General features: G+C 69.0%; 25 protein-coding genes. 16 read left to right on the top strand and 9 right to left on the bottom strand.

Translation table 11 applies throughout. The features are described 5' to 3' along the window. Window positions 1–182 precede the first annotated feature (182 nt). Window positions 183–1,343 carry an ROK family transcriptional regulator gene (locus ACZ7CF_RS36620; RefSeq protein ID WP_360401946.1) on the bottom strand — a complete coding sequence of 387 codons (1,161 nt, stop codon included), beginning with the start codon at window positions 1,341–1,343 and terminating at the stop codon, window positions 183–185. A gap of 192 nt (window positions 1,344–1,535) precedes the next feature. Between ACZ7CF_RS36620 and ACZ7CF_RS36615 the strand changes: the two genes are divergently transcribed. From ACZ7CF_RS36615 to ACZ7CF_RS36570, 10 genes are all read left to right on the top strand, one after another. Next, the gene (locus tag ACZ7CF_RS36615) at window positions 1,536–2,816 is read left to right on the top strand and encodes an ABC transporter substrate-binding protein (RefSeq protein WP_360401949.1); all 1,281 of its coding nucleotides are present in this window, start codon (window positions 1,536–1,538) and stop codon (window positions 2,814–2,816) included. Between the two features lie 26 nt (window positions 2,817–2,842). Beyond that, a complete protein-coding gene (locus ACZ7CF_RS36610; RefSeq protein ID WP_360401952.1) occupies window positions 2,843–3,790 on the top strand; it encodes a carbohydrate ABC transporter permease in 948 nt (315 codons plus the stop codon). Then, window positions 3,777–4,685: a carbohydrate ABC transporter permease gene (locus ACZ7CF_RS36605; protein WP_360401955.1), complete on the top strand. Its 909-nt coding sequence runs from the start codon at window positions 3,777–3,779 to the stop codon at window positions 4,683–4,685. Before ACZ7CF_RS36610 ends, ACZ7CF_RS36605 begins: the two co-directional genes overlap by 14 nt. A gap of 20 nt (window positions 4,686–4,705) precedes the next feature. Beyond that, entirely contained in the window at window positions 4,706–6,508 is a 1,803-nt protein-coding gene (locus ACZ7CF_RS36600) for a glycoside hydrolase family 13 protein (protein ID WP_360401958.1), read from the top strand. Window positions 6,509–6,637: 129 nt separating this feature from the next. Further along, window positions 6,638–8,944, top strand: a complete 2,307-nt coding sequence (locus tag ACZ7CF_RS36595; RefSeq protein WP_470371926.1) for a family 49 glycosyl hydrolase — start codon at window positions 6,638–6,640, stop codon at window positions 8,942–8,944. A 297-nt stretch (window positions 8,945–9,241) separates the two neighbouring features. Continuing rightward, window positions 9,242–9,949 carry a hypothetical protein gene (locus ACZ7CF_RS36590; protein WP_470371925.1) on the top strand — a complete coding sequence of 236 codons (708 nt, stop codon included), beginning with the start codon at window positions 9,242–9,244 and terminating at the stop codon, window positions 9,947–9,949. Window positions 9,950–10,015: 66 nt separating this feature from the next. Then, window positions 10,016–10,432: a hypothetical protein gene (locus tag ACZ7CF_RS36585; protein WP_360401967.1), complete on the top strand. Its 417-nt coding sequence runs from the start codon at window positions 10,016–10,018 to the stop codon at window positions 10,430–10,432. Beyond that, window positions 10,429–10,848, top strand: coding sequence for a DoxX family membrane protein (locus tag ACZ7CF_RS36580; RefSeq protein WP_360401970.1), 420 nt, complete (start codon window positions 10,429–10,431; stop codon window positions 10,846–10,848). The genes ACZ7CF_RS36585 and ACZ7CF_RS36580 overlap by 4 nt, the downstream gene beginning before the upstream one ends. Window positions 10,849–11,150: 302 nt before the next feature. Continuing rightward, window positions 11,151–11,573, top strand: coding sequence for a DoxX family protein (locus ACZ7CF_RS36575; protein WP_360401973.1), 423 nt, complete (start codon window positions 11,151–11,153; stop codon window positions 11,571–11,573). A 59-nt stretch (window positions 11,574–11,632) separates the two neighbouring features. After that, a complete protein-coding gene (locus ACZ7CF_RS36570) occupies window positions 11,633–12,298 on the top strand; it encodes a lytic polysaccharide monooxygenase (RefSeq protein WP_360401976.1) in 666 nt (221 codons plus the stop codon). Between the two features lie 275 nt (window positions 12,299–12,573). On the opposite strand, the gene ACZ7CF_RS36565 is transcribed toward ACZ7CF_RS36570, so the two are convergent. The 3 genes from ACZ7CF_RS36565 to ACZ7CF_RS36555 all read right to left on the bottom strand — a co-directional run bounded on the left by ACZ7CF_RS36565 (window position 12,574) and on the right by ACZ7CF_RS36555 (window position 16,337). Then, the gene (locus tag ACZ7CF_RS36565) at window positions 12,574–13,515 is read right to left on the bottom strand and encodes a Leg1-related protein (RefSeq protein WP_470371924.1); all 942 of its coding nucleotides are present in this window, start codon (window positions 13,513–13,515) and stop codon (window positions 12,574–12,576) included. A 118-nt stretch (window positions 13,516–13,633) separates the two neighbouring features. Then, a complete protein-coding gene (locus tag ACZ7CF_RS36560; RefSeq protein ID WP_360401984.1) occupies window positions 13,634–14,776 on the bottom strand; it encodes an oxygenase MpaB family protein in 1,143 nt (380 codons plus the stop codon). Between the two features lie 157 nt (window positions 14,777–14,933). Next, window positions 14,934–16,337: an FAD-binding oxidoreductase gene (locus ACZ7CF_RS36555; protein ID WP_470371923.1), complete on the bottom strand. Its 1,404-nt coding sequence runs from the start codon at window positions 16,335–16,337 to the stop codon at window positions 14,934–14,936. 261 nt (window positions 16,338–16,598) lie between these two features. On the opposite strand from ACZ7CF_RS36555, the gene ACZ7CF_RS36550 reads away from it, so the two are divergent. The 3 genes from ACZ7CF_RS36550 (at window position 16,599) to ACZ7CF_RS36540 (ending at window position 18,723) form a co-directional block, all read left to right on the top strand. Beyond that, on the top strand, window positions 16,599–16,895 hold the full coding sequence (locus ACZ7CF_RS36550; protein ID WP_458432158.1) for a hypothetical protein: 297 nt from the start codon (window positions 16,599–16,601) through the stop codon (window positions 16,893–16,895). Beyond that, on the top strand, window positions 16,892–17,530 hold the full coding sequence (locus ACZ7CF_RS36545; protein WP_470371922.1) for a hypothetical protein: 639 nt from the start codon (window positions 16,892–16,894) through the stop codon (window positions 17,528–17,530). Before ACZ7CF_RS36550 ends, ACZ7CF_RS36545 begins: the two co-directional genes overlap by 4 nt. A 299-nt stretch (window positions 17,531–17,829) precedes the next feature. Beyond that, complete coding sequence (locus tag ACZ7CF_RS36540) at window positions 17,830–18,723, top strand: fibronectin type III domain-containing protein (RefSeq protein ID WP_470371921.1); 894 nt, start codon at window positions 17,830–17,832, stop codon at window positions 18,721–18,723. 100 nt (window positions 18,724–18,823) lie between these two features. On the opposite strand, the gene ACZ7CF_RS36535 is transcribed toward ACZ7CF_RS36540, so the two are convergent. Next, window positions 18,824–19,171: a hypothetical protein gene (locus ACZ7CF_RS36535; protein ID WP_360396494.1), complete on the bottom strand. Its 348-nt coding sequence runs from the start codon at window positions 19,169–19,171 to the stop codon at window positions 18,824–18,826. Window positions 19,172–19,195: 24 nt separating this feature from the next. Continuing rightward, window positions 19,196–20,092 (bottom strand): hypothetical protein, encoded by an 897-nt coding sequence (locus ACZ7CF_RS36530; RefSeq protein WP_470371920.1) that lies wholly within the window; start codon window positions 20,090–20,092, stop codon window positions 19,196–19,198. A 60-nt stretch (window positions 20,093–20,152) separates the two neighbouring features. Between ACZ7CF_RS36530 and ACZ7CF_RS36525 the strand changes: the two genes are divergently transcribed. Then, window positions 20,153–20,626, top strand: a complete 474-nt coding sequence (locus ACZ7CF_RS36525) for a DUF6301 family protein (protein ID WP_470371919.1) — start codon at window positions 20,153–20,155, stop codon at window positions 20,624–20,626. Next, window positions 20,623–21,438 carry a TY-Chap domain-containing protein gene (locus ACZ7CF_RS36520; RefSeq protein WP_470371918.1) on the top strand — a complete coding sequence of 272 codons (816 nt, stop codon included), beginning with the start codon at window positions 20,623–20,625 and terminating at the stop codon, window positions 21,436–21,438. The genes ACZ7CF_RS36525 and ACZ7CF_RS36520 overlap by 4 nt, the downstream gene beginning before the upstream one ends. A 313-nt stretch (window positions 21,439–21,751) precedes the next feature. Here ACZ7CF_RS36520 and ACZ7CF_RS36515 read toward each other — a convergent pair whose 3' ends face one another. Further along, on the bottom strand, window positions 21,752–22,012 hold the full coding sequence (locus ACZ7CF_RS36515) for a hypothetical protein (RefSeq protein ID WP_458432165.1): 261 nt from the start codon (window positions 22,010–22,012) through the stop codon (window positions 21,752–21,754). Between the two features lie 58 nt (window positions 22,013–22,070). On the opposite strand from ACZ7CF_RS36515, the gene ACZ7CF_RS36510 reads away from it, so the two are divergent. After that, complete coding sequence (locus ACZ7CF_RS36510) at window positions 22,071–22,403, top strand: VldE C-terminal domain-containing protein (protein ID WP_360396502.1); 333 nt, start codon at window positions 22,071–22,073, stop codon at window positions 22,401–22,403. On the opposite strand, the gene ACZ7CF_RS36505 is transcribed toward ACZ7CF_RS36510, so the two are convergent. Both ACZ7CF_RS36505 and ACZ7CF_RS36500 read right to left on the bottom strand, forming a co-directional pair. Next, window positions 22,393–23,259, bottom strand: a complete 867-nt coding sequence (locus ACZ7CF_RS36505) for an alpha/beta hydrolase (RefSeq protein WP_470371917.1) — start codon at window positions 23,257–23,259, stop codon at window positions 22,393–22,395. The two genes, ACZ7CF_RS36510 and ACZ7CF_RS36505, sit on opposite strands and share 11 nt — an antisense overlap. Next, entirely contained in the window at window positions 23,256–24,482 is a 1,227-nt protein-coding gene (locus ACZ7CF_RS36500) for a metal-dependent hydrolase family protein (RefSeq protein ID WP_470371916.1), read from the bottom strand. Before ACZ7CF_RS36500 ends, ACZ7CF_RS36505 begins: the two co-directional genes overlap by 4 nt. Window positions 24,483–24,517 lie beyond the last annotated feature (35 nt).

Below are 24,517 nucleotides of genomic sequence, written 5' to 3'. Positions count from 1 at the left end.
CAATACGGCATCGGACCGGCCATGCCTTCGTGTCCCGGAATCCTTCTGGAGACACCGGCGCCGCCACGGGCGGTAAGCCGGCTTCGGACCGGTTCACCTGCCAGAGCGCATAGCACGCCGGTGGGATGATGTGAGGGGCCACCAAGCCTTGGAAACGACCGCCGCGGCTGCCGATGCCGCGGTCAGGGGGTTCGCTGGGACGGGGTGGCGAGCACGGTGCGCTGGATGGCCACGGCGGCGGCGCCGCGGGCCCAGAGCGTCGGGTCGTCGTTGATGAACCGCAGGTCGATCGGTGAGGCTTCGGCGTGGCGGGCTTGGGCGATGCCCGCGCGCACGCGCGACTCGGCGACCTGGGCGAGGCGGATGCCCTCGCCGGTGAGGATGACCCGCTCGGGCTGGGCGATGTTGGCGACGGCCGCGATCAGCGTGCCGAACGCGTGCGCGGCCCGGCCGACGATCTGGTCGGCGACCGGGTTGCCGGCTTCGGCGAGGTCGAGGACCTCGTCGTAGGTGACGGGCCGGCCCAGGGTCAGGGCGGCCTGCGACCGGATGGCGTCCGTGGTGAGCAGGGCCTTCACGCAGCCGCGGTGCCCTTCCGGGCAGGACGGGCCGAGCGGGTCGACGGGGAAGTGCCCGAGCAGGCCCAGCCCGGAGTCCGGGCCGCTGACGAGGTGGTCGTGGATCACGAGCCCGCCACCGACACCGGCGCCGATGGTGAGCACGGCGAAGCTCCGCACGTCCTTGCCGTCGCCGAACCAGTGTTCGGCCTCCAGCAGGGCGTCCAGGTCGTTGGACACCACGGTCGGCCTGCCGGTGGCCGCGGCGACCGCCGCGCCGAGGTCGACCTCACCCCAGTGCAGGAACACCGCCCGCTGCACGTGGGTGAAGTCGCGGACGACGGCACCGATGCCGATGCCGATCGCGGTGACCGGGCGTGCCGGGTCGTCCAGTGCGGCGACCAGCTCGGCGATCTTGGCCACGACCGCTTCCGGGCTGTGGTCGGTGATCTCGACGGCGGCGCTGTCGAGGATGTCCGCGCGCAGGTTCGTCAGCACGCCGTAGGCGCGGAAGCCCGCGAGCTTGATGCCGATGAACCGCTGCACGTCCGGGTCGACGTCGAGGGGTTGCAGCGGTCGTCCGCCGCCGCGCAGGTTCGGTGTCTCCACCTCGCGCAGCAGGCCGACGTCCATCAACGGCTTGGTCAGCCGCGTCAGGCTCGCCGTCGACAGGCCCAGCCGGTCCGCCAGCTCCGAGCGGGCCAGTGGGCCGTGGAGCAGCACCTCCAGCGTCACGCGGCGGGCGGAGGGCAACAGGGGTGCCCAGGGCGATGCGGCGTCGAGCACCGTGCGCTCCTCGTCGGGGGTCGGGGGTAACCGAGCCGCAATAGTATCGCCGCAAAACTCCCTGACAAGACCTCCTGCGTGACAAAAACGTGACTAGCTGCGGGTTGACGGGTTACAGTCAGGTCGCCCTTAATGTTGCGACAAAGAAAACCCCGGTAGGCGACGCCGCCGTCGCGACTCTGGAGGATCGAGATGCGCAAGCACCCCTTGAGGCTGGTCACCGCAGTGGCCACCGCCTTGGCGCTGGTGATGACCGGGTGTTCGAGCGGGGGTGACTCCGGTGACCCGAGCACGCTCAAGGTGTGGTGGTGGGAGACCGACGACAGCGCGCTGTCGATGGCCTGGAAGCAGGCCGTCTCGATCTTCGAGAGGGAGCACCCCGGCGTCACCGTCAAGCAGGAGCTCAAGACCTACGAGCAGATGCAGCAGTCCGGGCAGCTCATCCTCGACTCGAACGACACCCCCGACGTGCTGGAGTACCTCAAGGGCAACGCCACTGCCGGCGTCGTGGCCAAGGCGGGCCTGCTCACCGACCTGACCGAGGTCTCCCAGACCCGGGGCTGGAAGCTGGACAACTCCGCCCAGGACGTCGGCCTCTACGACGACAACGGGTTGATGGGCTCGGGCAAGCGCTACGGCATCACGAACTACGGCGAGTACGTCGGCGTCTGGTACAACCAGGACCTGTTCGCCCAGCACGACGTGCAGGTGCCGACGAACATGGCCGAGTTCGAGAAGGCGCTGAAGACCTTCGCCGACAAGGGCGTCACGCCGCTCGCGCTCGGCTCGGCCGACTACCCCGGCCCGCACCTGCTGTACTCGCTCGCGCTCTCGCACATGAACGAGCAGTCCCTGGCTGCCTACCAGCGGTTCAAGGGTGAGGTCGACTGGTCGGCCTGGGAGAAGGCCGCCACCACCATGCGCCAGTGGGTGGACAAGAAGTACATCAGCACCGACTCCACCGGCATCCCCGCGCAGGACGCGGGCAACGCGTTCATCGCAGGCCAGTACCCCATGTTCGTCTCCGGCACCTGGTGGGCAGGGCAGATCGCCGAGCAGCCCAAGTTCAAGACCGGCCAGTTCCTGTTCCCGGGCAACAAGCTGCACCCCGGCTCCGGGGGCAACCTGTGGGTCGTGCCCGCGAAGGCGAAGAACAAGGACCTCGCCTACGACTTCCTGCAGATCACGCAGCGGCCCGAGGTGCAGAACCTGCTGGCCGACAAGGGCGGCGTGCCGGTCGCCGCCGAGCCGGGGGCGGCGAGCTCGGCGATGGGTCTGCTCGTCGGCGACCGGTTCACCGAGCTGCTCTCCGGCGACGACGGCGGGCTGGCCCTGTACCCGGACTTCCCCGTGGCCGGGCTCAACGACGTCCTGGTCGCCAACACCACCAACCTCGTCGGCGGTGACGCCAGTCCGCAGCAGGTGGTCCAGGCGATCAAGGCCGCCTACGACGCCGGCAAGCCGGCCGCCTAGAAACCGGCCGGGCCGAAAGGATCGCCATGTCCACGCACATCAGCGCGCCCCGCCGGGCACGCAAGGCAACGTCCGAACGCCGGGGCGGCTACTGGTGGTACGTCCTGCCGGGTGCGGCCGGGTTCCTGGCCGTCGTCGCCGTGCCGTTCGGGATGAACCTCTGGTACAGCCTCACCTCCTTCCGAGGCGTCGGCGACCCGGTGTTCATCGGGTTCGAGAACTACCAGCGGCTGCTGGGCGACCCGCTGTTCTGGGCGTCTTTCCGGCACAGCGTGGCGTTCATCGTGGCCATGGCGATCCTCCCGACCGCCATCGGCGTGCTGGTCGCGGCGGTGCTGTTCAACTACATCTCACCGAAGTTCGGGACGAAGGTGGCGAGCTTCCTGCGCGCCACCTACTACCTGCCGCAGATCCTGCCGATCGCGGTCGCGGGCGTGCTGTGGAAGTGGATGTACCAACCGCAGTACGGGATCATCAACACCACCCTGCGCGACCTCGGCCTCGGCGGCCTGGCGCACAACTGGCTCGGCGACTCCGGCCTCGCCCTCTACGCCGTGATGAACGTGCTGGTCTGGTTGCAGGTCGGCTACACGGTCGTGGTGTTCATGGCCGGGCTCTCCCGCGTCGACCCCGCGCTGTACGAGGCCGCCGAGCTCGACGGAGCGACCTGGCTGCAGCAGTTCCGCACCATCACGCTCAACCAGCTGCGCCCGGAGATCGCGGTCGTGCTGATCACCACCTCGGTGGCGGCGCTCAAGGTGTTCGCGCCGATCTACGTGCTCACCCGCGGTGGACCCGGCACCAGCACGATCGTGCCCGCCTACTTCTCGTTCTCCAACTTCTTCACCACCACCAAGGTCGGCTACGGCGCCGCGGTGGCATCCGTGCTGGCGCTGATGATCTCGGTCGTCGCGGTCGCGCTGTTGCGCTACCAGACCCGCAACTCCGAAGGGTTCGAAGATGGCCGTCGATAGCCTGGAAAAGCCGGCCGCCGTGACCATGACGATCCCGCCCGCGCCACCGGTGCGCCGCCGGGTCAAGCGCCGCAAGCGCGGCGTCAGCGGCTGGGTGGTGCTCGCCCTGGTCGCCGGGATCGGCCTGCTGATGCTGTTCCCGTTCTGGATCGCGATCATCAACGCGTTCAAACCCGCACCCGACTACATCGCCAACGGGCCGGTCTCGCTGCCCACCGAACTGGACTTCTCCGCCCTGGTCGACTTCTGGGGCGGTGTGGACTTCAACCGCAAGCTGCTCAACAGCGTCGTGATCAGCGGCAGCGTGGCCCTGATCGCGGTGACGCTGAGCCTGCTGTCCGCGTTCGCCATCGGCATCGGCCGCATCCGCGGCCGGGTGTGGATCCTCGCGCTGTTCATGCTCGCGTTCACCATCCCGCAGGAAGCCCTGGTCTACCCGCTGTTCGTGCTCACCCGCGACCTCGGGCTCTACGACACGATGGCCGGCGTCGTCATCATCCTGGCCGTGCTGCAGAGCGCGTTCGGCACCTACATGCTGTCCTCGGTGCTGGGCACCTTCCCGCCCGAGGTGCTCGAAGCAGCCCGGCTCGACGGCGCCACCCGCCTGCAGGTGCTCCGGCTCGTGGTGCTGCCGCTGACCAGGCCGACGATGGCGGTGCTGATGACGTTCTTCTTCATCTGGACCTGGAACGACTTCTTCCTGCCCCTGGTGCTGCTGCCCTCCGCGGACAACCAGACCGTGTCGGTCGCGCTCGGCGCGCTCAGCGGCCAGTACACCAGCGACCCCACCGCCCTGGCCGCCGCGTCACTGGCGGGCATCCTGCCCGCGCTGGTGTTCTTCCTGCTCTTCCAACGCACGCTCATGCGCGGAGTGAACCTCGGCGCGGTCAAATGAACACCCCACGAAGGACGTCCATGACTCTCGACCAGACGGTCACCCCCACCCTGGCCACCGCACCGTGGTGGACCTCGGCCGTGGTCTACCAGGTCTACCCGCGCAGCTTCGCCGACTCCAACGGCGACGGCATCGGCGATCTGCCCGGCCTGATCACCCGGCTCGACCACCTGCACCGGCTCGGCGTCGACGTGGTCTGGCTGTCCCCGGTGTACGCCTCGCCGCACGCCGACAACGGCTACGACATCTCCGACTACCAGGCGATCGACCCGGCGTTCGGCACGCTGGAGGACTTCGACCGCCTGCTCGCCGAAGTGCACGCGCGGGACATGAAGCTGGTGATGGACCTGGTGGTCAACCACACCTCCGACGAGCATCCCTGGTTCGTGGAGTCCCGCTCTTCCCAGGACAACCCGAAACGTGACTGGTACTGGTGGCGTCCGCCGCGTGAGGGTTTCGACGCCGGGCAGCCGGGAGCCGAACCCACCAACTGGGAGTCGTTCTTCTCCGGACCGACCTGGACACTCGACGAGGGCACCGGCGAGTACTACCTGCACCTGTTCGCCCCCAAGCAGCCCGACCTCAACTGGGAGAACCCCGAGGTCCGCCAGGCCGTGTACGAGATGATGCGCTGGTGGCTGGACCGGGGCGTGGACGGCTTCCGCATGGACGTCATCAACCTGATCTCCAAGGACCCCGCCCTGCCCGACGGTGCCACCACCGGCACCAGCGGACGCGGGGACGGATTTCCCCATTACGGCACGGGACCGCGCATCCACGAGTTCCTCCAGGAGATGCACCGCGAGGTCTTCGAGGGCCGGACGAACCAGCTGCTGACCGTGGGGGAGATGCCCGGCGTCACCTGGAAGGACGCCCGGCTGTTCACCGACCAGCGACGGCGCGAGCTCGACATGGTGTTCCAGTTCGAGCACGTCTCCCTCGACCACGGCCCCGGTGGGAAGTTCGACCCCAAGCCGCTGGACCTGCGCGACCTCAAAGCCTCGCTGGGCCGCTGGCAGACCGCGCTGGGCGAGGTCGGCTGGAACAGCCTGTACTGGAACAACCACGACCAGCCCCGCGTGGTGTCCCGCTTCGGCGACGACGACAGGTACTGGCGCGAATCGGCCACCGCGCTCGCGACCGTGCTGCACCTGCACCGCGGCACGCCGTTCATCTACCAGGGCGAAGAGCTGGGCATGACCAACGCGCCGTTCGCCGGCGTGCACGAGATGCGCGATGTCGAGTCGCTCAACCACTACGCCGAGACCGTCGCCGCGGGCGGCGAACCGGAATCGGTGTTGCGCGGCCTGCGCGCGATGGGCCGCGACAACGCCCGCACCCCCATGCAGTGGGACCCGACTGCCCAGGCCGGGTTCACCACCGGTGAACCGTGGATCACGGTCAACCCCAACCACACCTGGCTCAACGCCCGAGCCCAGTACGACGACCCGGACTCCGTCTTCCACCACTACCGCCGGCTCATCGAGCTGCGCCACTCGCTCCCGGTCGTGGCCCTGGGCGACTTCCGGATGCTCCTGGCCGACGAGCCCCACCTCTACGCCTATGAACGTTCCCTCCACGACGACCGCCTGCTCGTCGTGGCCAACCTCAGCGGCACACCGCAAACCGCCACCCTGAACGACGAATGGTCCGCCGCCGACCTGGTGCTGTCCAACGTCGCAGAACCATCCGTCATCAATGGCCGGGTCGCCATGGAGCCGTGGTCCGCGCACGTTTTCCTGCGCTCATTCCCTGAAGGACGACGAGTCATGTCCGGCGTGAATTCTTTTATTGACAAGGAAAACGCGGGACCACTAGCCTGAAAAGGAAGCGCTTCGCGCGCACTGCGCCTGAAACCTCCGGACTTCTTGTTCTGTGACGTCTGCGCTTCTGCGTCACCGGTGAATCCGGAATGACGTGCCCCTTCCCAACGATGAGAAGAGGAATTCGCCATGCCCGCAGCAAGAATGAGCCGACCGGTGGCATTTGCCGCCGGTCTGGTGCTCGCCCTGATCGGCGTCGTCGCGCCGACCGGGGCGAGCGCGGGGACGCCCCCGGCCCAGGCCGCCGCCGTCTCCACCGCCGACAGCGAGCAGCTCAAGACGTGGTGGCACGACAACCACGAGTTCAACACCAGCAGCCCGGTGGCCGGTGACAAGGTCAGGCGCTCGTCGTTCTACGACGTCCAGGTCGCCACCGCCGTGGCGCCCGCGACCAAGTACGACTCGTTCCCGTACATGAGCATCGCGCGCAGCGGGAAGGGCAAGATCGGCTACACCAAGGAAGACGGCGCCGAGTTCTCCTCGGCGGCGAACCTGACGATGAGCTGGTCGTCCTTCCAGTACGCCACCGACGTGTGGGTCGACGTCTCCCTGCGTACGGGCCAGACCATCTCCTCAGCCGACCAGGTCAAGATCAAGCCGAGCAGCCTGGACTTCGCCAAGCAGCTCGTCGACAGCGACACCGTGCGCATCAAGGTCCCCTACAGCACGGCGGGTCACCGCTTCTCCGTCGAGTTCGATCCGCAGCTGTACACCGCGTACAACGACATGTCGGGGCCGGCCACCGACGCCGGCAAGCTCACCACCGAGTCCGGTGGCGGCAACCGCGCCATCCACACCGAGCCCCGCAACTCCATGATGATCTTCGCCGAGCCGGCACCCGCCGGGGCGGAGCGGGACCGGCTGATCCCCACCGCGGCCTCGGGGAGCACCTACTACCCGCCGCAGGGGCAGGTCACGAACCTGAACACGATCAGCGAGGAGATCGTGTACTTCCGGCCCGGTACCTACTACATGACCTCGAAGTACCACGCGCTGCTGCCCAAGCAGGTCAAGTGGGTCTACCTGGCGCCGGGGGCCTACGTGAAGGGCGCCATCCGCTTCCCCGACGACAGCCAGGGCCTGTACAAGGTGACCGGCTACGGCGTGCTCTCCGGTGAGCAGTACGTCTACGAGGCCGACACCGCCAACAACTACGACCACCTCTCGGGTGCGTCCAACTGCCACTCCACCTGCGTGAAGATGCTGCAGTTCGCCTCGGCGCAGGGGCGGCAGCAACACCTGGACCTGCAGGGCGTGACCATCAACGAGCCGCCCTACCACTCGTTCGTCGTGTACGGGGACGAGCAGACCTTCAGCATGCGGGTCGAGAACTACAAGCAGGTCGGCTCCTGGTACTGGCAGACCGACGGCATCGAGCTCTACCGCGGCAGCACCATGAAGAACACGTTCTTCAACGCCAACGACGACGTGCTGAAGATGTACCACAGCGACGTCACCATCGATAACACCGTCATCTGGAAGAACGAGAACGGCCCCGTCATCCAGTGGGGATGGACTCCGCGCAACATCGACAACGTCCGGGTCAGCAACACCCACGTCATCCACAACCGGATGTACTGGAAGGACGTCAAGTACAACACCTGCATCCTCAACTCGTCCTCGCACTGGGAGAACATGGGCTCGACCACCACGGCTGACCCCGGCACGTCGGTGAAGAACATGACCTTCGAGAACATCACCGTCGAAGGCATGACCAACTGCGCGATCCGCGTCTTCGCCCTGTCGAGCACCGAGAACATCCACATCAAGAACCTCAAGATCGGCGCCTGGAGCCAGCTGGACCCCTCCTCCCAGGTCAGCCTGCTCAAGCGGTACAGCAACAGCAGCGGGCAGAAGGTCACCCTGGGCAACGAGGCGCGTGACAGCCGCGGCCTGAAGCTGGAGAACTACACCGTCGGCGGCACCGTCATCGACAAGGCCGGCTCCAACTGGGCCGCGGACAAGCTCGGCCGGATCGGCTTCGACGCCGAGACCTGGGACAACTGGAACGCCTGGGGCCCCGGCGGCAACAACCCGGGCCCGGATCCGGCCACCGGCGGCAGGATCGTCAACGGAGCGACCGCCCAGTGCATCGACCGCGCGGGCGGAGGTACCGCGAACGGCACCGCCATCCAGCAGTGGACCTGCGTTGACACGCTAACCATGGCCTGGGTGATCGAGGGGCAGCAGCTGAAGTCCGGCGGCAAGTGCCTGGACGTCGAAGGCGGCGCCACCGCCAACGGCACCAAGGCCCACCTGTGGGACTGCGGCACCTGGGACAGCCAGAAGTGGGCCTTCCAGTCAGGCGGCACGCTGAAGAACCTCAAGTCCGGTCGCTGCCTCGACGTCGAGGGCCAGAGCACGGCCAACGGCGCCCGCCTGCACCTCTGGGACTGCGGCACCTGGAACAGCCAGAAATGGACTCTCACCACCTGACGATCCGCACGGTGGTCGCCGGCACACCAGTCCGGTGGCCACCGCCCTGTTCCGCACACTCGACAAGCGATCCGTCCCTGATTGGAGGATCGCCGAGTGAGCGTGCCTGGAACAACGCTTCCCTCGTAAAGCTCAGAAAAGAACATCGATAGTGGACTGATCGGGCAGTTTCATATTCGATGTTGACAGCAAAAAGATCGTTTAACTAACCTGAAGAAGCCGCCGCCACGGTGTTTCGGCCCCGGCGGGACACATTTCCCCCGGGTGTTTCCTTCCGATTCTGACGGAGGCACACCCATGAAGAAGTCGGCCAAGACGGCGTTGTCCGCAACCGGGGCCGCCGGCCTCGCGTTGTCCGCGGCGTTCGTCGTGTCCTCGCTGTCCGCGAGCGCGAACGTCGTCGCCGTCACCTCGCCTGTGAGCGCGGGACCGGCGGCCCACGGTCAGCAGTACCCGGATGGTCCCTCCTCCGTGGACGGCTCACCCCTGGAGCGGTGCCGCCGCGGCACGGACTACGCCGTACCGAGCCGCAACCCGGTCCTGGACGAGCCGCTCAACACCGCCTTCACGAGCAACGTCGGCCTGTCGGTCAAGGTGCAGCTCGAAGGCGGCACCTCCTACGGCAGCCGCAAGCTGATCTTCACCAACACCGGCAACGCGCCCGTGCACACCGACTGCCTGGTGCTGAAGTTCCGCGCTCCCTCGGGCTCCGTCGACCACCACTACCGGGCGTCCATCCAGTACGGACACCCGCAGCAGGACTACGTCGAGGTTCCCCGCGGCAACGGCGAGTCGCACTACATCATCCGGTTCGGCTTCCACGACGTGCCGCTGGCCGACCGCACCATCCCGGTCGGGCAGACGTGGACCTACGAGCTGGCCGGCTCCGACCAGGGCTCCATGAGCCTGGAGGCGACGCGTGACTCCGTCGAGGTGCTGGCGGACATGAACGTCGGCGGCAACGACTGGATCTCCCAGTACGGCACCAAGCGCCTGGGCAACTGACGCCAGGCGGGGGAGCGGTCCCGCAACGGTGCGGGGCCGCTGCCCGGCCACCCCGGGAGGATCCACATGAGAACCCTTGTCTGCCTTGCCCTGACCGTCGCGGCCGCTGCCGGATGCGCGCCCGGCGGACCCGACCACTCACACCACCACCAGCACCACGCGATGACGGCGCAGGACGTCGCGCTGCTGCGCGGGGTCGCCACCACCTACCTCGGCTTGCTCTCGGGCGGCGACCCGGCCAAGGCCTGGGACATGTGGACCGCCGAAGCACAGCAGCGCGATCCCCGTGACGTGTTCGTCGACCGGCTCGCGCACTGCGAGCTCGGAGTTCCCCACGAGGTGCTCGGTGTCGTGGCCGACGGGCCCGACGTCGTCCGGGTCTCCTGGCGGCGCGGCCAGCGCACCGGCGAGCACTGGCTGCGCTCCCGCGAGGGGCAATGGCGCGTCGACCCCGCCGACACCAGCACCTGCGGTGCGCCGTGATCACCCGCGCGGTGACGCTGCTGCGCGGCTCGCTCGGCCTGGTGTTCGTGTGGTTCGGCGCGCTCAAGGTCGCCGACGTGACACCGGTCGCCGACCTGGTCGCCCGCACCGTGCCCTGGCTGGACCGCGACCTGCTGCTGTTCTCACTGGGATCGGCGGAGATCGTGCTCGGCGCGGCCCTGTGGCTCGGCCGCCGGCTGCGGTGGGTCGCGGGAGTGGCGCTGGCCCACCTGCTCGGCACGTTCCTGGTGCTGGTCGTCCAGCCGCAGGCGGCGTTCCAGGCGGGCAACCCGTTGCTGCTCACCACCGAAGGCGAGTTCGTGGTCAAGAACCTCGTCTTGATCACCGCGTGCCTGGTGCTCATGTCCGCGGCTCAACCACAACCGTCCGAACCTTTGATCGGCGCACGGAAATAGACCACGACGAGGTGGCACGTGCGACCCGCTGGCGTGAGGGCCTACCGGTTCGTGGTGATCGCACGCGAGCCAGCTCGTGGTTGCAGTCCGGCACACCTGCCTGAAGCAACGAGGACACCCTGCCGGGCCCGAACCGCGCAGGGGTGAGCGGGGTCGTCGGTGGCGGCCTGCGACCCCGCTCCGCAAGAGCGGTGGCGTCGTCACGGACAACCGTGCACGACGCCACCGTGGGCGGCCCTGCCGCCTGCTCACCAGCCGTTCGCACCTTCCCGCGACGGCGCTCACCGCAGAAGGGAACCACCGTGGAACTGACGGCCGACCACCGGCAGCTGGCACTGAGTCTGTTCAGGTTCGTCGTGGGGCTGCTCTTCGCCTGTCACGGCGCGGCCACTCTCTTCGGCGTGCTGGGTGGACCGCACGGAGGCCGGACACCCGGCTTCGCGCACTGGCCGAGCTGGTGGGCCGCGGTCATCCAGCTCGTGGGCGGCGCACTGGTGCTGCTCGGGCTGGTCACCCGCGCTGCCGCGGTCGTGTGCTCCGGCTCCATGGCCTACGCCTACTTCACCGCGCACCAGCCCCACGGCCTGTTCCCGATCGAGAACGGCGGCGAGCCGGCCGCGCTGTTCAGCTGGGCGTTCCTGCTCCTCGCGGTTCTGGGCCCCGGCCGGTGGGCGCTGTCCGAGCTGCTCGCGCGCCCGCAGACCGGCGCACGCCAAGGGAGGTGATCGCCACAGCACACGCCCCGGTGGGAGCAACACACATCGACTACACGGAGGACTGACCCATGCACGTCACCCTTTCGGCGCCCCGACGCCGGACAGCCCTGCACATCGCCGTGCTGCTGTCCGTCGTCGCCTCGCTCATGACCTTCCAGCCGACCCGCGCCTCGGCACACGGCACGGTCATCGACCCGCCGACCCGCAACTACGGCTGCGCCACCCGCTGGTCCGGCCCCGACGCTCCGGGCATGCAGGAGCAAGACCCCATGTGCCACATCGCGTGGCACCAGAGCCCGGACGCGATGTACAACTGGAACGCCCTGTACGCCAACAACCTGGGCGAGGACCTCGAGCGCGTCGTTCCCAACGGCCAGATCTGCAGCGCCGGTCGCGCGGAGATGGGCCGGTACGGCCCGATGGACAACCCGGGACCGTGGCGGATGACCAAGGTCGACAGCACGTTCACCGTCCACGTCCAGGACGTCGCCCGGCACGGCGCCGACTACCTGAAGATCTACGTCACCAAGCAGGGCTTCGACCCGGCCACGTCGACGATCAGCTGGAACAACCTCGACTTCGTCAAGCAGACCGGCAGGTATCCGGGCCAGCTCGACTACAGGACCGAGGTGAACACCTCCGGCTACACCGGGCGCCACGTCGTCGTCACGATCTGGAAGGCCTCGCACATGGACCAGAAGTACTTCCTGTGCAGTGACGTCGACTTCGGCTGATCTCTTCCCTCCAGGAACCGCGGCCCTTGAGGACACCCGTTCTCGAGGGCCGCGGCCGACCTGCCCACCACTGCGGTCACGCACCGGTTGACCACCTATGCCATTGGCTTGATCGTCAAGCTTGGCGGCAACCTGAGGGGGAGATGCGCTGGCGTGCTGCCGTGACGACTTGTCGAGCGGCACAGGTCGACATCCGATCCGGCGCGGGTTCAGTCCCGCCCGCACCCGCGCTTCGACGGCCGACACCCGCCGACTCCGGCGTGCTGGTGCTGCGGTCAGGGGCGCAGCAGGTAACCGAGCATCGCGCGGCGCTCGGCGACGTTGTCCGGCTTGGGGTTGAACACCGCGTCGAGCAGGGGCAGCACCCGGTCACGGGCTTCGCGGGTGCGCATGACTCGCTTCCACAACAGCAGGTTGAGGTTGTAGCGCCACTTCGAGGTGGTCGCGAGACTGAGGATGTTCACGACGTTGCCGCGCGTTTTGGGCGGCAACGCATCCACGTCCTCGGGGGTGGCGAGCAGGGATTCGGGCAGCACGTCGAGGCCGTGGGCGGTCATGAAGGTGAAGTCGGTGGGCCAGGCTGCTGCCCACAGGTAGTCGACCATCCGGCACCAGCCGCGCAGGAAGCTGATCTCCAGGTCGGGCCATGGAGCGGTGTCGACGTCGGCGAGCACGTCGACCACCACGTCCAGGGATGTCTTGTGCGCCTTCCACAGGGCCAGGCGTGCCGGTTCGGGGTCGGTCAGGTCACCCCGGCTCACGAGGGAGAAGTAGGCGTGCCAGTCCTGCACCGCCGGGGCGAGCTCTTCCGGGACGGTTCGGCCTGTCACGTACCGGAACCGGGAGCGGGCCGGCGGGTCGGCGACCGGCAGGTCCGGCACCACTCCGGCGGCTGCGGCGCCCAGCCACGGGATGACGCTCAGCGTGTAGTTGCCATAACCCCACGGCGAGTCCGGGTCGATCCGCCCGTTCTGCCGGGTGCCGGCGCCGAGCCGGTCGGTGCGGAACTGCCATTGGTGCTGGAACATCAACCCCCACAACGGGTTGTGCCGGTTGTCGGCGCCGAACCGGCCGCCCGCGTTGGTGTTGTCGATCATCATCCGGTAGGCGGCCATCCGCTGCTCGAAGGAGAACGGGTCGAACACCCCCTCCAAGTCCCGCGCCGTTGACCAGACCGAGTACAGGTCCAGCGCCGCCAACTCGTCCGGATGAGCCATGACCGCAATCCTCCACGATGAGCCGGCGGCGAGAGTGCGGCCCGACCTGCCGGAGTGCCAGGAGCCTGTGCCGACCGAACCCGCGCACGACGTGGCGGGTCTACCGGTCAGCGCCTTGTCATGCCCGGTCCGCCGCGGTGGGCACAGGCGACCGGCCATCGGCTTCCCACCGCTCACGCAGGTCCGCGGGGATGGTGAGGGTGGTGGACTGGCCGTTGGTGAGGTTGCGGACGCTACCCCCGAGGAGGATGGCGCCGGCGCGGTCGAGGATGGTGGTGGCCAGGGCGCTGTTGTCCTCGGCGCGCTCCAGCGCCCGCACCAGGCGGGTACCCGCGCGCACGACACCGGCCCAGCCGCGGGACTTCGGCACCTCCATCCAGTCGGCGACCTCGGGGTTGACGACCTGGCGGATCATGGCGGCGACGATGCCGTCGAAGATCTTTCCGGGGAACAGCTTCTCGTAGAGGTCGAGCAGGTGCCGGGTGAGCACCACGCCCTCCGGCGACGGCCCGTAGACGGACTCGACCAGTGCGGCGCTCAGCTCGCGGGCGTCCTCGATGGACTCCGGCACGGCCTCGGCGGGAATCCCGAGCATGGCGCCCGCGGCACGCCACACGTAGTAGTAGTCCTGCGCCTCCTGCTCGGTGACGGAAATGCCCATGCGGCGCATGCCCTCGATCACCTGGACGGAGAAGATGAGCAAGGCGCCGACCATGTCCTGCTGGCACACCGGAACGCCGTCGGCGGCGACGTCCCAGCGGCCGGAAGCGGTGAGGAAGTGGCGCACGGCGGCGTGGATGAGACGCGTCTTCTGGATGGTGGGCACGAACGACCCGCCAGAGCCGAACGCGTCACGGCCCATCATGTCCATGACGAACTGGGAGGTCTCCGACAGCCGCCGGTGGGGCTGGTTCAGGCCGTGGGTCAGGGTGAGCGCCCGGGACGCGCGGGCGTGGGCGTAGCAGTTGACCATCGCGCCGAACGTCAGCACGGAGGCGACGTGCACGCCGTCGTCGACGAAGAAGTCATAGGCCCGCGCCACCCGGTCGGCCTCCACCCACTCCGGCGGGTTGTCCGTCGCGATGAGGAACTCCCGCACCTGCTCGGGCAGCTGCTCGGGGATGGGCTGGTCATTGGCACGGAAGTGCTCCAGCACCTCGTTGACCACGCCGACGCGGTTCGTGGCGACCAGGTCGGCGATCACCGCATCGGCCAAGGGGTCACCCTGGAACTTCAGGGCCTCGAACGCGGCTGTGTCCATCACAGGACTCCTTCACTGCTGAGTGATCACTACCTCACTCCTAGTACGCGCCGCACACCAGAACACGATCCGGTGAACGCAGCATCGAGAACAGCTACTCGCTGTAGGCACACCACATGACCGGGAGCAGTTCGCCGGTGTCGAAGCTGACCTGGGCTCAGCGCACCGACTGGGGGAATCGCAGCACGTGGTCCGGGTCGTAGCGGCGGGCCACGGCACGCAGCCGGCGCAGGTTGTGCCGGTACGACGTCTGCGCCCAGTCCTCCTGCAACGGGTCGAGGTAGTTGATGTACGTGCCGGTGCCGATCAGGTCAGCCAACGCCTTCTGCGCCTGGTCCACCTCACGCGTGACCTGGTCGGGCGGCAGGCTGCCGACGGAGCCGAAGGCTTCGACGGACGTCGGTGCGCCGCGGTGCGGATAAGCCGTGTCCGTCGGCGTCCGCCGGTCGATCGCCCCGCCGAGCGCACCCAGGACGAGCAGCGCGCTGTCCATGCCGCGCACCGCGTCCGCCACCGCCGAAGGGGCGTGCCACCTGTCCACGATCCGCGACGACGCACGGAACGCGTTGCGGGTCGGCTGACCACCGGTCATGATCGCCGTCGCGGTCGGGTAGTCGACCTCGCCGTGCTCGACCGGCGCGTTGACGCCGACCGCGTCGAGCAGACGGGCGAGCTCCGCGAGCACCACACCCTCGCGCCCGATCCCGCAGCCGGACACGTCCACCGCGCCATTCGGCATGACCACGCAAGAGGTGGAGACCTCCTCGGGCAGCACCACGCTCCAAGGCTGCCAGCCGCCGAGCACGTCCGCCGCCGACCCGGCAGGGAACCGGACGCGGAACACGGTCAGCACCTCCGGCATCGGCGCGGTGGCGAACTCGAACGAGGTGACGACCCCGAAGTTGCCGCCGCCACCGCCGCGCAACGCCCAGAACAGGTCGGATTCGCGGTCCTCCGACGCGGTGACCACCCGGCTGTCCACCGTGACCGTCGTGGCGGCACGCAGTCTGTCGCACACGAGGCCGTAGGTGCGCTGCGTCCAGCCGAGGCCACCGCCGAGGGTGAACCCCGCGATGCCGACGGACTGGCAGTTGCCCAGTGGCAGGCACCGGCCGGCGGCCGTGAGCGCCGAGTAGACCTGGCCGAGGCGAGCTCCCGCGCCCACCACCGCGGTGCCGTCGGGCCGCACCTCGACCCCGGCCATCGGCGCGAGGTCGACCACCAGGCCGTTGTGCGGGGTGGAATAGGCGGCATAGCTGTGCCCACCGCCGCGGGCGGCCACCCGGACACCGGATCGGCGTGCTTCCTCCAGGCAGTGCTGCACGTCCTGCGGACGCACGCACCGGGCGATCGCGGCCGGCCGGTGGTGGTCGAACAGCGAGTTGAACGGCAGCCGCGCGGTGTTGTAACCGTCGTCACCGGGCAGCAGCAGCTCACCGTCCAGGTGAGCGCGCAGCCGAGCCCAGCGCGGGGGGCGTGCGTTCGCGACTGCCCCATCGCCGAGGACCGCCGCAGCCGCCGCTCCCGTCCAGCGCAACACTTCCCGCCGCGAAACCGCCACGCCGTCACCTCCCCGGTTCTGGGTGAATCCAACACGGGATGCAGCCAAGGCAAATCCGCTGTTCGGCGGCCGTTGGGATCGAGCACGCCGGCCACCTCCAGCAGCGTCTCCGCGATCCCCGGCGGGTTTCAGCCCGTTGAACCGCTGCGCCATTCGCGCACCACCTGAGCTGAACGGGTGGGATTCCCTCAGTCGGGTAACGACGTCGACTACCGGGACGACTGCCGGTTGACACTCCGTCCGCCGATCGAGGGATGCCCGATGGAGCTGAAGGAACCGGTGGCCACGACCGCGAAGGTCGAGGCCACCAAGGCAAGTGCAGTCAAACAGCCGACTGCCGCGGAGACCAAGGAGCGCGAGGCGTTCCGGGCCGTGCTGCCGTCGAAGGCGGAGTTCACCAAGGCGGTGCTCGCCAACCTGGAGAAGGACCTCAAGGCCGCGCTCGCCGCTGACCCCGACCTGAAGGGCGTCAGCAAGGAAGACCTGGCGGCGTGGGTCGCCGCCGACGTCGACGAGGCCTTCGCCGCGATGGCCAAGCCCGGTTGGAGCGAGGCATGACCGCCCTCATCCCGGCCGCGAGCCGCCTCGCGGTGCGCCGGACCGTGTTCGACAGCGTGTGGCTCACGGCGCGCCGGTACCAGCCGATCGTGCTGATCCGCCAGCAGTTCCCGGTGTTGCCCCCGTACGCGTTCGACGAGTTCCGGTCATGGGTCGACGCCAGCAGGCCGATGGTGTTCGCCGAAGGCGTCAGCGCCTGGTTGTCGAGCTGGCTCGCGACCCCGGCCACGCCGGCCCCGACCACCCCGGCGGGTCCTGGCGGCGGACGGCGCCGCGTCAACGCCAAGCACCTGCTGCCGCACGAGGTCAAGCGGTTGCTGGGCAACAACGCGGACTACGTGTGCCACCGCACCGACAACGAGGCGGCGGGCACGTGCCGTGAGCCGGTGTACGGCGTCACCGAGCAGCACCTCAAGAAGAACCCGACGGCGCCCGACGGCGTGTGGGCAGTCATCGGTGTGAGGGGCTTCCAGGACTACGGCAGGTACCTCGTCATCTACCCCCGCTACAGCGGGGGCCGCACGTGGCGGCGGATGGACCCTCCCGCCGTCCTCTGCGAGGTCGCGCAGCTCGACCCGGACGACGCCATCGGCTGGTGCACGCAGGAGGACCTCGACGAGGCGCTGACGCTGTGACCAGCCCGAGCCGGCCTTCCGTGCCGAACGGGTAGGACGGCTCCGCAGGCCGCCGAAACGCGGTCGTCGGCGACGAGGACGTCCTCGTCGCCGACGGCACGACTGCGGGATCAAGTCCATTGAGGACAGTTGAAGCACGTCCAATGCAAGAGTTGCTTCCGATCTGCTTCCACTCCGTGCTGCATTTCGGCATTGCTCGAACATCACCTCCGCCTTGCTGCGGCTGAATGGTCGACACGTTCCGACGTTGATGTGCGGGACACTGTCCGCGGTCGAGTGAACACGGAGAGGATGTAGAGGTGCGCAAAAGAGGGAAGCCACTCCGCATCACCGCTTTGTCGCTGGCATCTGCCCTGGCGGCCGTCGGGGTGCTGACGGGAGCCGCAACCCCGGCGTCGGCCCAGACGACCGCGGTGCGGATGGACTACACCTGCACGACCTCCTCCGGGGCGAGTGCCCGGATGACCGCGTGGGTCGTCGGCGGTCTGCCCGACGACGGCGCGGGCCCGAACACCATCGCCAGGCACGAACCCGCCTACATCGACGTGGACCTGGACCTGCGCGAGCTGCGCCCGGTCCTGACGATGGCCGGCGGGGTGCGCCTGGACGCCGACAGCACAGCGACGCTGGACACGCATATCACCGGCCCGGACGGGACGCGGACCACCCGGGCCTCGTTCACCGTCGCGCCCACGTGGCTGACGACCACCCAGGGGGCCGCGGTGCGGGCCGCGGGCTCCTTCCCGGTGCAGTTCCTGACCACACCGGGCTACTACGACCTGCACGTGGACGACCTGGCACTGACACTGCGCCCCGAGCGTGCCGACGGCACTCCGGTCGGCACGGTCACCGCGTCCTGCTCGCACGACCCGGCGCAGAACGACCTGCTGGGCACCGTGTGGTCGCAGCCCGCCGTCTTCGAGCGGCCGCCGCGCCCGAGCGGGTTGCGGGTGGTCTCGACGACCCCGACGTCCGTGACGCTGGCCTGGGAAGCCTCCTCCTGGTGGAACCCGACCCTGGGCTACGAGGTGTACCTGGACGGAGGGCACACCGGCTTGGTCACCGAGAAGCAGGTCACGCTGACCGGGCTGACCCCCGACAGGCAGCACCGGGCGAAGGTCGTCACCACGGACGTCCAGGGCATCCGCTCGACCATGAGCCAGGGCCTGATCTTCACCATCCCGCCGGCCTGACACCCCGACCCGTCGATCACGGGCCCGCGACCGGCGGGCCCTGATGCCGCGGTGCTCACCTTCGCCGCACGCGCCTGTTCTGGGCCGTTCAGCTCCAGGATCAGTCGGTGAGACCGGGCAGGTGGTAGCCGGTGTGGTCGTCCCACTCGATCTCGTAGTCGTCGAGGGTGAACGTCCAGTCCGCGTCCGGCACGGCGTGGCGCAGCGCGGTGACCGCGGCCAGCCAGTGCACGAGCGAGGGGACCGCCCGGTCGTCCGCGCCGGGCATCTTGGTCGACCCGTTGAGGACCGTTCCGGACTCCAGCTGGTCGTAGAGGAACAGCCCCTCTTCTTCCGCGGAGAACGGCGCGTTCGCGTTGTGGGTGTCGACGGCCTGGCCGACCGCCGTGACTTCGGCGTCGGTCAGCGGGGTCGCGCGGCGAGCCGTGTAGTAGAGGGAAACGCCCATGCGGGCCACCTTAGCTGGCTTCGATCACGAGTAGTCGATGTCCAGCTCGGCGAAGCCATGGGACCTGAACAGCGCCTTGCCGTCCTTCTTGAACGGGTTGCCGCAGTCGACGAACGTGACGCTCGCCAGGGTCGGGCAGTCCAGCAGCGCCTCGACGTTCACGATCCGCTTCGAGTTCAGGACGGTCAGCTGGACCAGGTTCGGCAGCGTCGGGAAGACCGTGCAGTCGATCTCGGCACGGACACCGTTGAGGCGCAACGACTCCAGCGTGGTGATCTCGGCGAGCCGGGCCACCGGGAAGTCGCGTCCCGTGCCGCCGATCTCCAGCACGCGCAGCGGTGCCACGAGGTGGTCGACGACGTCGGTGTTCTTCAGGTGCACCAGCTCCAGGTGCCGCAGCGACGGCAGCGCCGCGAGCTGACGCAGCACAGCGGGGTCACCGGACACGTTGGTGCGGAGGAACTTGAGTGGCGGCAACGGGTCGACCACCTGGGGCAGCCGCGGCGTGGTGTAGGAGCTGACCCACATCAGCGCGCGCAGCGCCGGCAGGGCGGTGTCGGCGGCGAGGGGGACCGGAGGGGCTTGGCCGTCGGCGTTGCCGATCACCAGTGACGTCAGCGTGGGGGACGTCAGGTGCGTCACGAGCGGCGCGGGCAGCGTCAGCGACTCCAGGTTCACCAGGTCCGGCAGGTAGGCGGGCAGCACCGCCTTGCGCAGCTGGGCCTCCGTCGGGCACAGGGCCAGGCTGTGCACCCGTGCCATGTCCTCGGGCCGTGGCCGGCCCCGCCACGGAATCCGGACGGCGCCGTCCTCGGTGTAGTGATCGCACTCGTCGGCGTTGCCGACGCAGAGGCCTCCGTCGCCGCGGAGCGGGCCGAGGTACCGCTCGCGGCTCGCGCTGAAGGGGTCGACAGCTGTCATGGCGGGCATCATCCACCGTGAGGTCGTCGCGTCCGATGAGGACCGTGCGAAGATCGGAAGGTGAGCTGGAAGGCGATGACGCCCGTCGAGGCGTGCGACCTCATGGACTTCTGGGAGGCCGCACCCTGGCCGCTCACGCGTGACCAGGTGCAGGAGTGGTTCGGGTGGACGATCGAGGTCGACGGCGGCGTCCCCTACCTCATGAACACGGTCTCCGGGTTCACCACCCCGGACGTGTCGACCATCGGCTCCAGGGGCGACCTGTCCTACCTCCAGCTCGACGTCGCGGACACGATCCGCGAGGTCACCCCCGCGTCGAGGCGGTTCCTCGGTGACGCCTACGCCCTGATGGTGCGCGAGGGGGAAACCCGCTGGGGCGCACCGGCGATGTGCGACTTCAAAGGCACGTCGTCCGCCACCTGGACCACCCCGTCCGGCGGGAGCACGTCGTTCAGGCTCGACCTGAGGGGGCTGCGCGCGATGTTCGAGACGCCGCAGGGCGTCGCGCTCGACCGGAGGGCCGGACACCGGTGAACGACCGCCTTCCCGCACCCGGACGGTTCGTCCGGTACCGCGACGTCGCCTACCGGCTGCTGCACTCGCCCGACAAGTGGTGGATCGCGTCGGACCACGCCGTCGACGAGTCGTTCACCAGGACGGGCCGCCGCTACTTCGTGAAGCACCTCGGGCCGGATGACGTGCTGGACTGCTACGACCTCGCCCGTCCCGGCACCTACCGCAGCCTGGCCGTCGAGGTCCTCACGACCACACCTCAGGCGTACGTGGTGACCACGCTCGACCAGCGGGCGGGCGCAGAGGGCTTCGCGAGGGCCGACCACCGCGGGCCGCTGGAGAAGCTCGTCGCGTTCGACGACCCGGAGCTGCGGTTCATCACCGAGCTCACGCCGGTTCGGGCGCCGTGGCAGATCGCGCACGCCTGGGAGCTGTTCGCCGAACGGCTCACCGACGCGCTGCGCGACGTGACGGACCGCGTGTTCCTCGTCATCCACGCGGCGGACGACCCGAAGCGGTACGTGCAGTTCGCGGCCGAGCCCGACCGCCTCGACGCGGAGGCGCCGGGCGCGGACGTCGTCGCGGACGCCCTTGAGTTCCTGCTGCGCAGGTTCGGGTGGGTCGAACCCGGGGTCGCACAGCCCAACTGGACGTCGTCGCTGCGGCGGCCCGCGCTCACGGCCGAGTTCGCGCAGCTGGCGCGGCGGTGCGTGGTGGCGCTGAACAAGTCTTACGGGATCACGAGTCCGGACGACCTCCGGTACCGCGCGTGGCACGAGCCGGTGGGTGCGCAGACCGCCGCGGTGAAGCTGCCCGGGCTCGGGCTCGACTGATCACCGAGCGGCATTCCCCGGTGTGACCCGCCTGCCCGCGACATCCGGTGAGGACTGCAGGAAGTGATCATCCGTTTTGGCGCTACCGGGGGCAGGCGAGGCTGGAACGTTCCAATCGGGCAGCAATCCATCACGGAAGAGCGAGGCTGCCAACTGCACGGCTCACTTTCGGTAGCAAGGCGTTCACCAGGGGGAGTGTGAGGATCAACACTCGTCTGTGACGTTCCCGTGTTCATTTCGTAATGTGGCCGCCCGTGTGAGCATGCCCTGTCCCCGACGCAAGGTGTTCCCGAATGCCGGGCCGACATAGAACTCAGCCGACACCCAGCAAGAAGCTGCCCATCGCGGTCGCCGCCACCCTCACCGCGGGCCTGGTCGTGACCTTCTGGACGGTCCGCGGTTCCGACCAGCCGGTCGACCCGACCGGAGCGGCCGCCCAGCTGGGCGCCCCGGCGACCTCCGCCGGCCAGAGCTCGACGTCCCCGACGACGTCGACCACCGCGCCGACGTCCTCGGAAGCTCCGACCACCACCACGGTGCCCCCGGTGACCACGACGGTCCCGTTGACCACCACACCGCCACCTCCGCCGCCTCCACCACCCCCGCCGCCCTGCCCGACCACGTTGAACGGCGTGAAGCCGCACGTGGCGCAGGTGGGCCACCACGTCGGGGGCAAGTTCGGCGTCGACAACATCGGTGGCGCCGTCGGCCGCGGCGGCTCCGGCGACCACCCCACCGGCCTGGCGCTGGACTTCATGGTCGACAACGCGACCGGCAACGCCCTGGCCGAGTACGTGCTGGCCAACCGGAAGGCGTTCGGCGTCACCTACGTGATCTGGCGGCAGCGCTACAACGACGGCAGCGGCTGGTCGATGATGGAGGACCGGGGCAGCCCCACGGCCAACCACATGGACCACGTGCACGTGTCGTTCCAGCCGAACGCGGTCGTCAAGGTCACCTGCTGACCTCGCCGGCTCGGCAGGTCCTGAGGTAGCTGAGGAACGACGACTGCAGGCCGGTCACGTGCGTTTCGCGCAGCACCTCGCTGGTCACGGCCGCGCCGCGGGCGGTGAGGTGGTGCAGGACGGTGGCCGCGTTCTTCGTGAGGTTCTGGTAGATCGGCACGGTGCCGAGGATCTCGCGGTCGTTGAACGTCAGGTGGAGCTCGGCCGTGGGCAGGTCGTCGCCCAGTTCCCTGATGCGGGCGAAGATCCGGCTGTCCTCACCGGCGACGCCGGGGCTGCCGGCCCCGATGCTCTCGAAGAGCGTGGTGCCGGTCAGCCAGGCGTAGAGGCTGAAGAGTCCGCCGTAGGAGTAGCCGAAGAGGCCGTGACCGCTCGTGGCCGTGCCGTAGTCGCGTTCGACGCGCGGGTGCAGTTCGTCGGTGATGAAGCCGAGGAACGCATCACCTCTCGTGTCGCGCAGCTCGTCGACGTAGGCGTCGGCCTGCTCGCGGGTCATCGCACCCGCCTGGACCCCCATCTCCACGGCGTCGAGGAACTCCCGGGCGACGGGCTCGCCGGGCGGCACGAGGTCCCTGTTGCGCAGCCGCGCCCAGTGCTGCGCGTCCTCGCCCGCGTAGCCGATGCTGACCTGGATGTACGGCTTGATCGGCTGCATGGGGTCCTGCTGCGTGACGATGAGCGGTGCCGTCAGGCCCACCGCCCAGTTGCCGTCGAGCACGTACACGACGGGCAGCTGCGCCGTGGCGGGGTCGTGGTTCGGCGGCGTGGTGACCCACACGCCGTAGTCGTGGCCACTGCTGGAACGCAGCTCGAAGTAGTCGGTGTCGGCGAGGCAGCCGTTCCACATGGTGCTCATCGGAGATCCTTCACAACACGTCCATTGTGGACGACGAGTACGGCGTTGGCGGGGTCGGCGAAGACGGCCGGGTCTTCGAGCGGGTTTCCGTTCCACAGCACGAGGTCCGCCTGCTTGCCGGGGGCGATGACGCCGACGTCGGGCAGGCCGATGATCTCGGCGTTGGTCTTCGTGGCCGCCACGAGGGCGTCCATCGGTGTCTCGAACTGTGCGCGCAGGCTGAGCTCCTCGCCGCGGCGGTCCTGGTCCGGGCCGATGAGGTCGGACCCCAGCCCGACCCGCACCCCGGCCTCCTTGGCGACGGCGAGCGCCCTGGCCATCCGTTCCCGCGCTCCCGCCACGCGCTCGCGGACCGCTTCGCCCAGGCCGGCGGCGGTGGGGTCGTGCAGCAGCCGTTCGACGACGGTGAACGTGGGCACGAGCGCAACCCCGTGGGCGGCCATCAGCTCCGCCGTCTGTTCGTCGAGATCCGTGCCGTGCTCGACACAGCGCGCTCCTGCCTCGACCGCGTTGCGGATGCCGTCGTTGTTGTGGGCGTGCACGGTCACGTAGGTGCCGCGTGCCGCGGCTTCCTGCACCGCGACGGCGATCTCCTCGACGGTGAACTGGGTGTCGGTGAGCCGGTCGTTGCCGCCCACCACCCCGCCGGTCACGCAGAGCTTGAGGAACGACGCCCCGTGCCGGAACGCCTCACGCACGTTGCGCCGCAGCTCGTCGGCGTTGCCGGCCATCATGGACAGCGCGCACAGGCCGGGCACGTGATGGCTGCTCCACAGCTCGGTGGGCTCCCACTCGGCGCCGTAGTAGCCGTGGCCGCCGGTCTGGCACTGCACCGGCCCGCACGACAGCACACGCGGCCCCCTGACCTTGCCCTTCGCGATCGCGGCGACAACCCCGCCGTCGATCCCGCCGGTGTCGCGGACGGTCGTGAAGCCGGCGTCGAGCGCCTTGCCGGCCGCGGCGAAGATGTCCGCGGCGATCTCGGCGGCGCTGATCTGGAACGAGAACTGCGGCTGGATCGGGCTCGACAGCCCCAGGTGGACGTGCGCGTCGATGAGGCCGGGCGTCATCGTGAGCCCGTCGCCGTCGATCCGGTCGCCGTCGATCCGGTCTCCGTCGGCGGCGCCGATGATCCGGCCGTTCTCGACGGTGACGGCGCCCTGGGTCGGATCGCGGCCTGATCCGTCCACGACCGTGGCGCCCATCAGCTGGAAACGTCCCATCCGCCCTCTTTTCCACTGGATAAATCTCTTTTCCA

The sequence above is a fragment of the Lentzea sp. NPDC036955 genome, from assembly GCF_055608005.1.
This window is presented reverse-complemented; position numbering and strand designations above follow the sequence as displayed.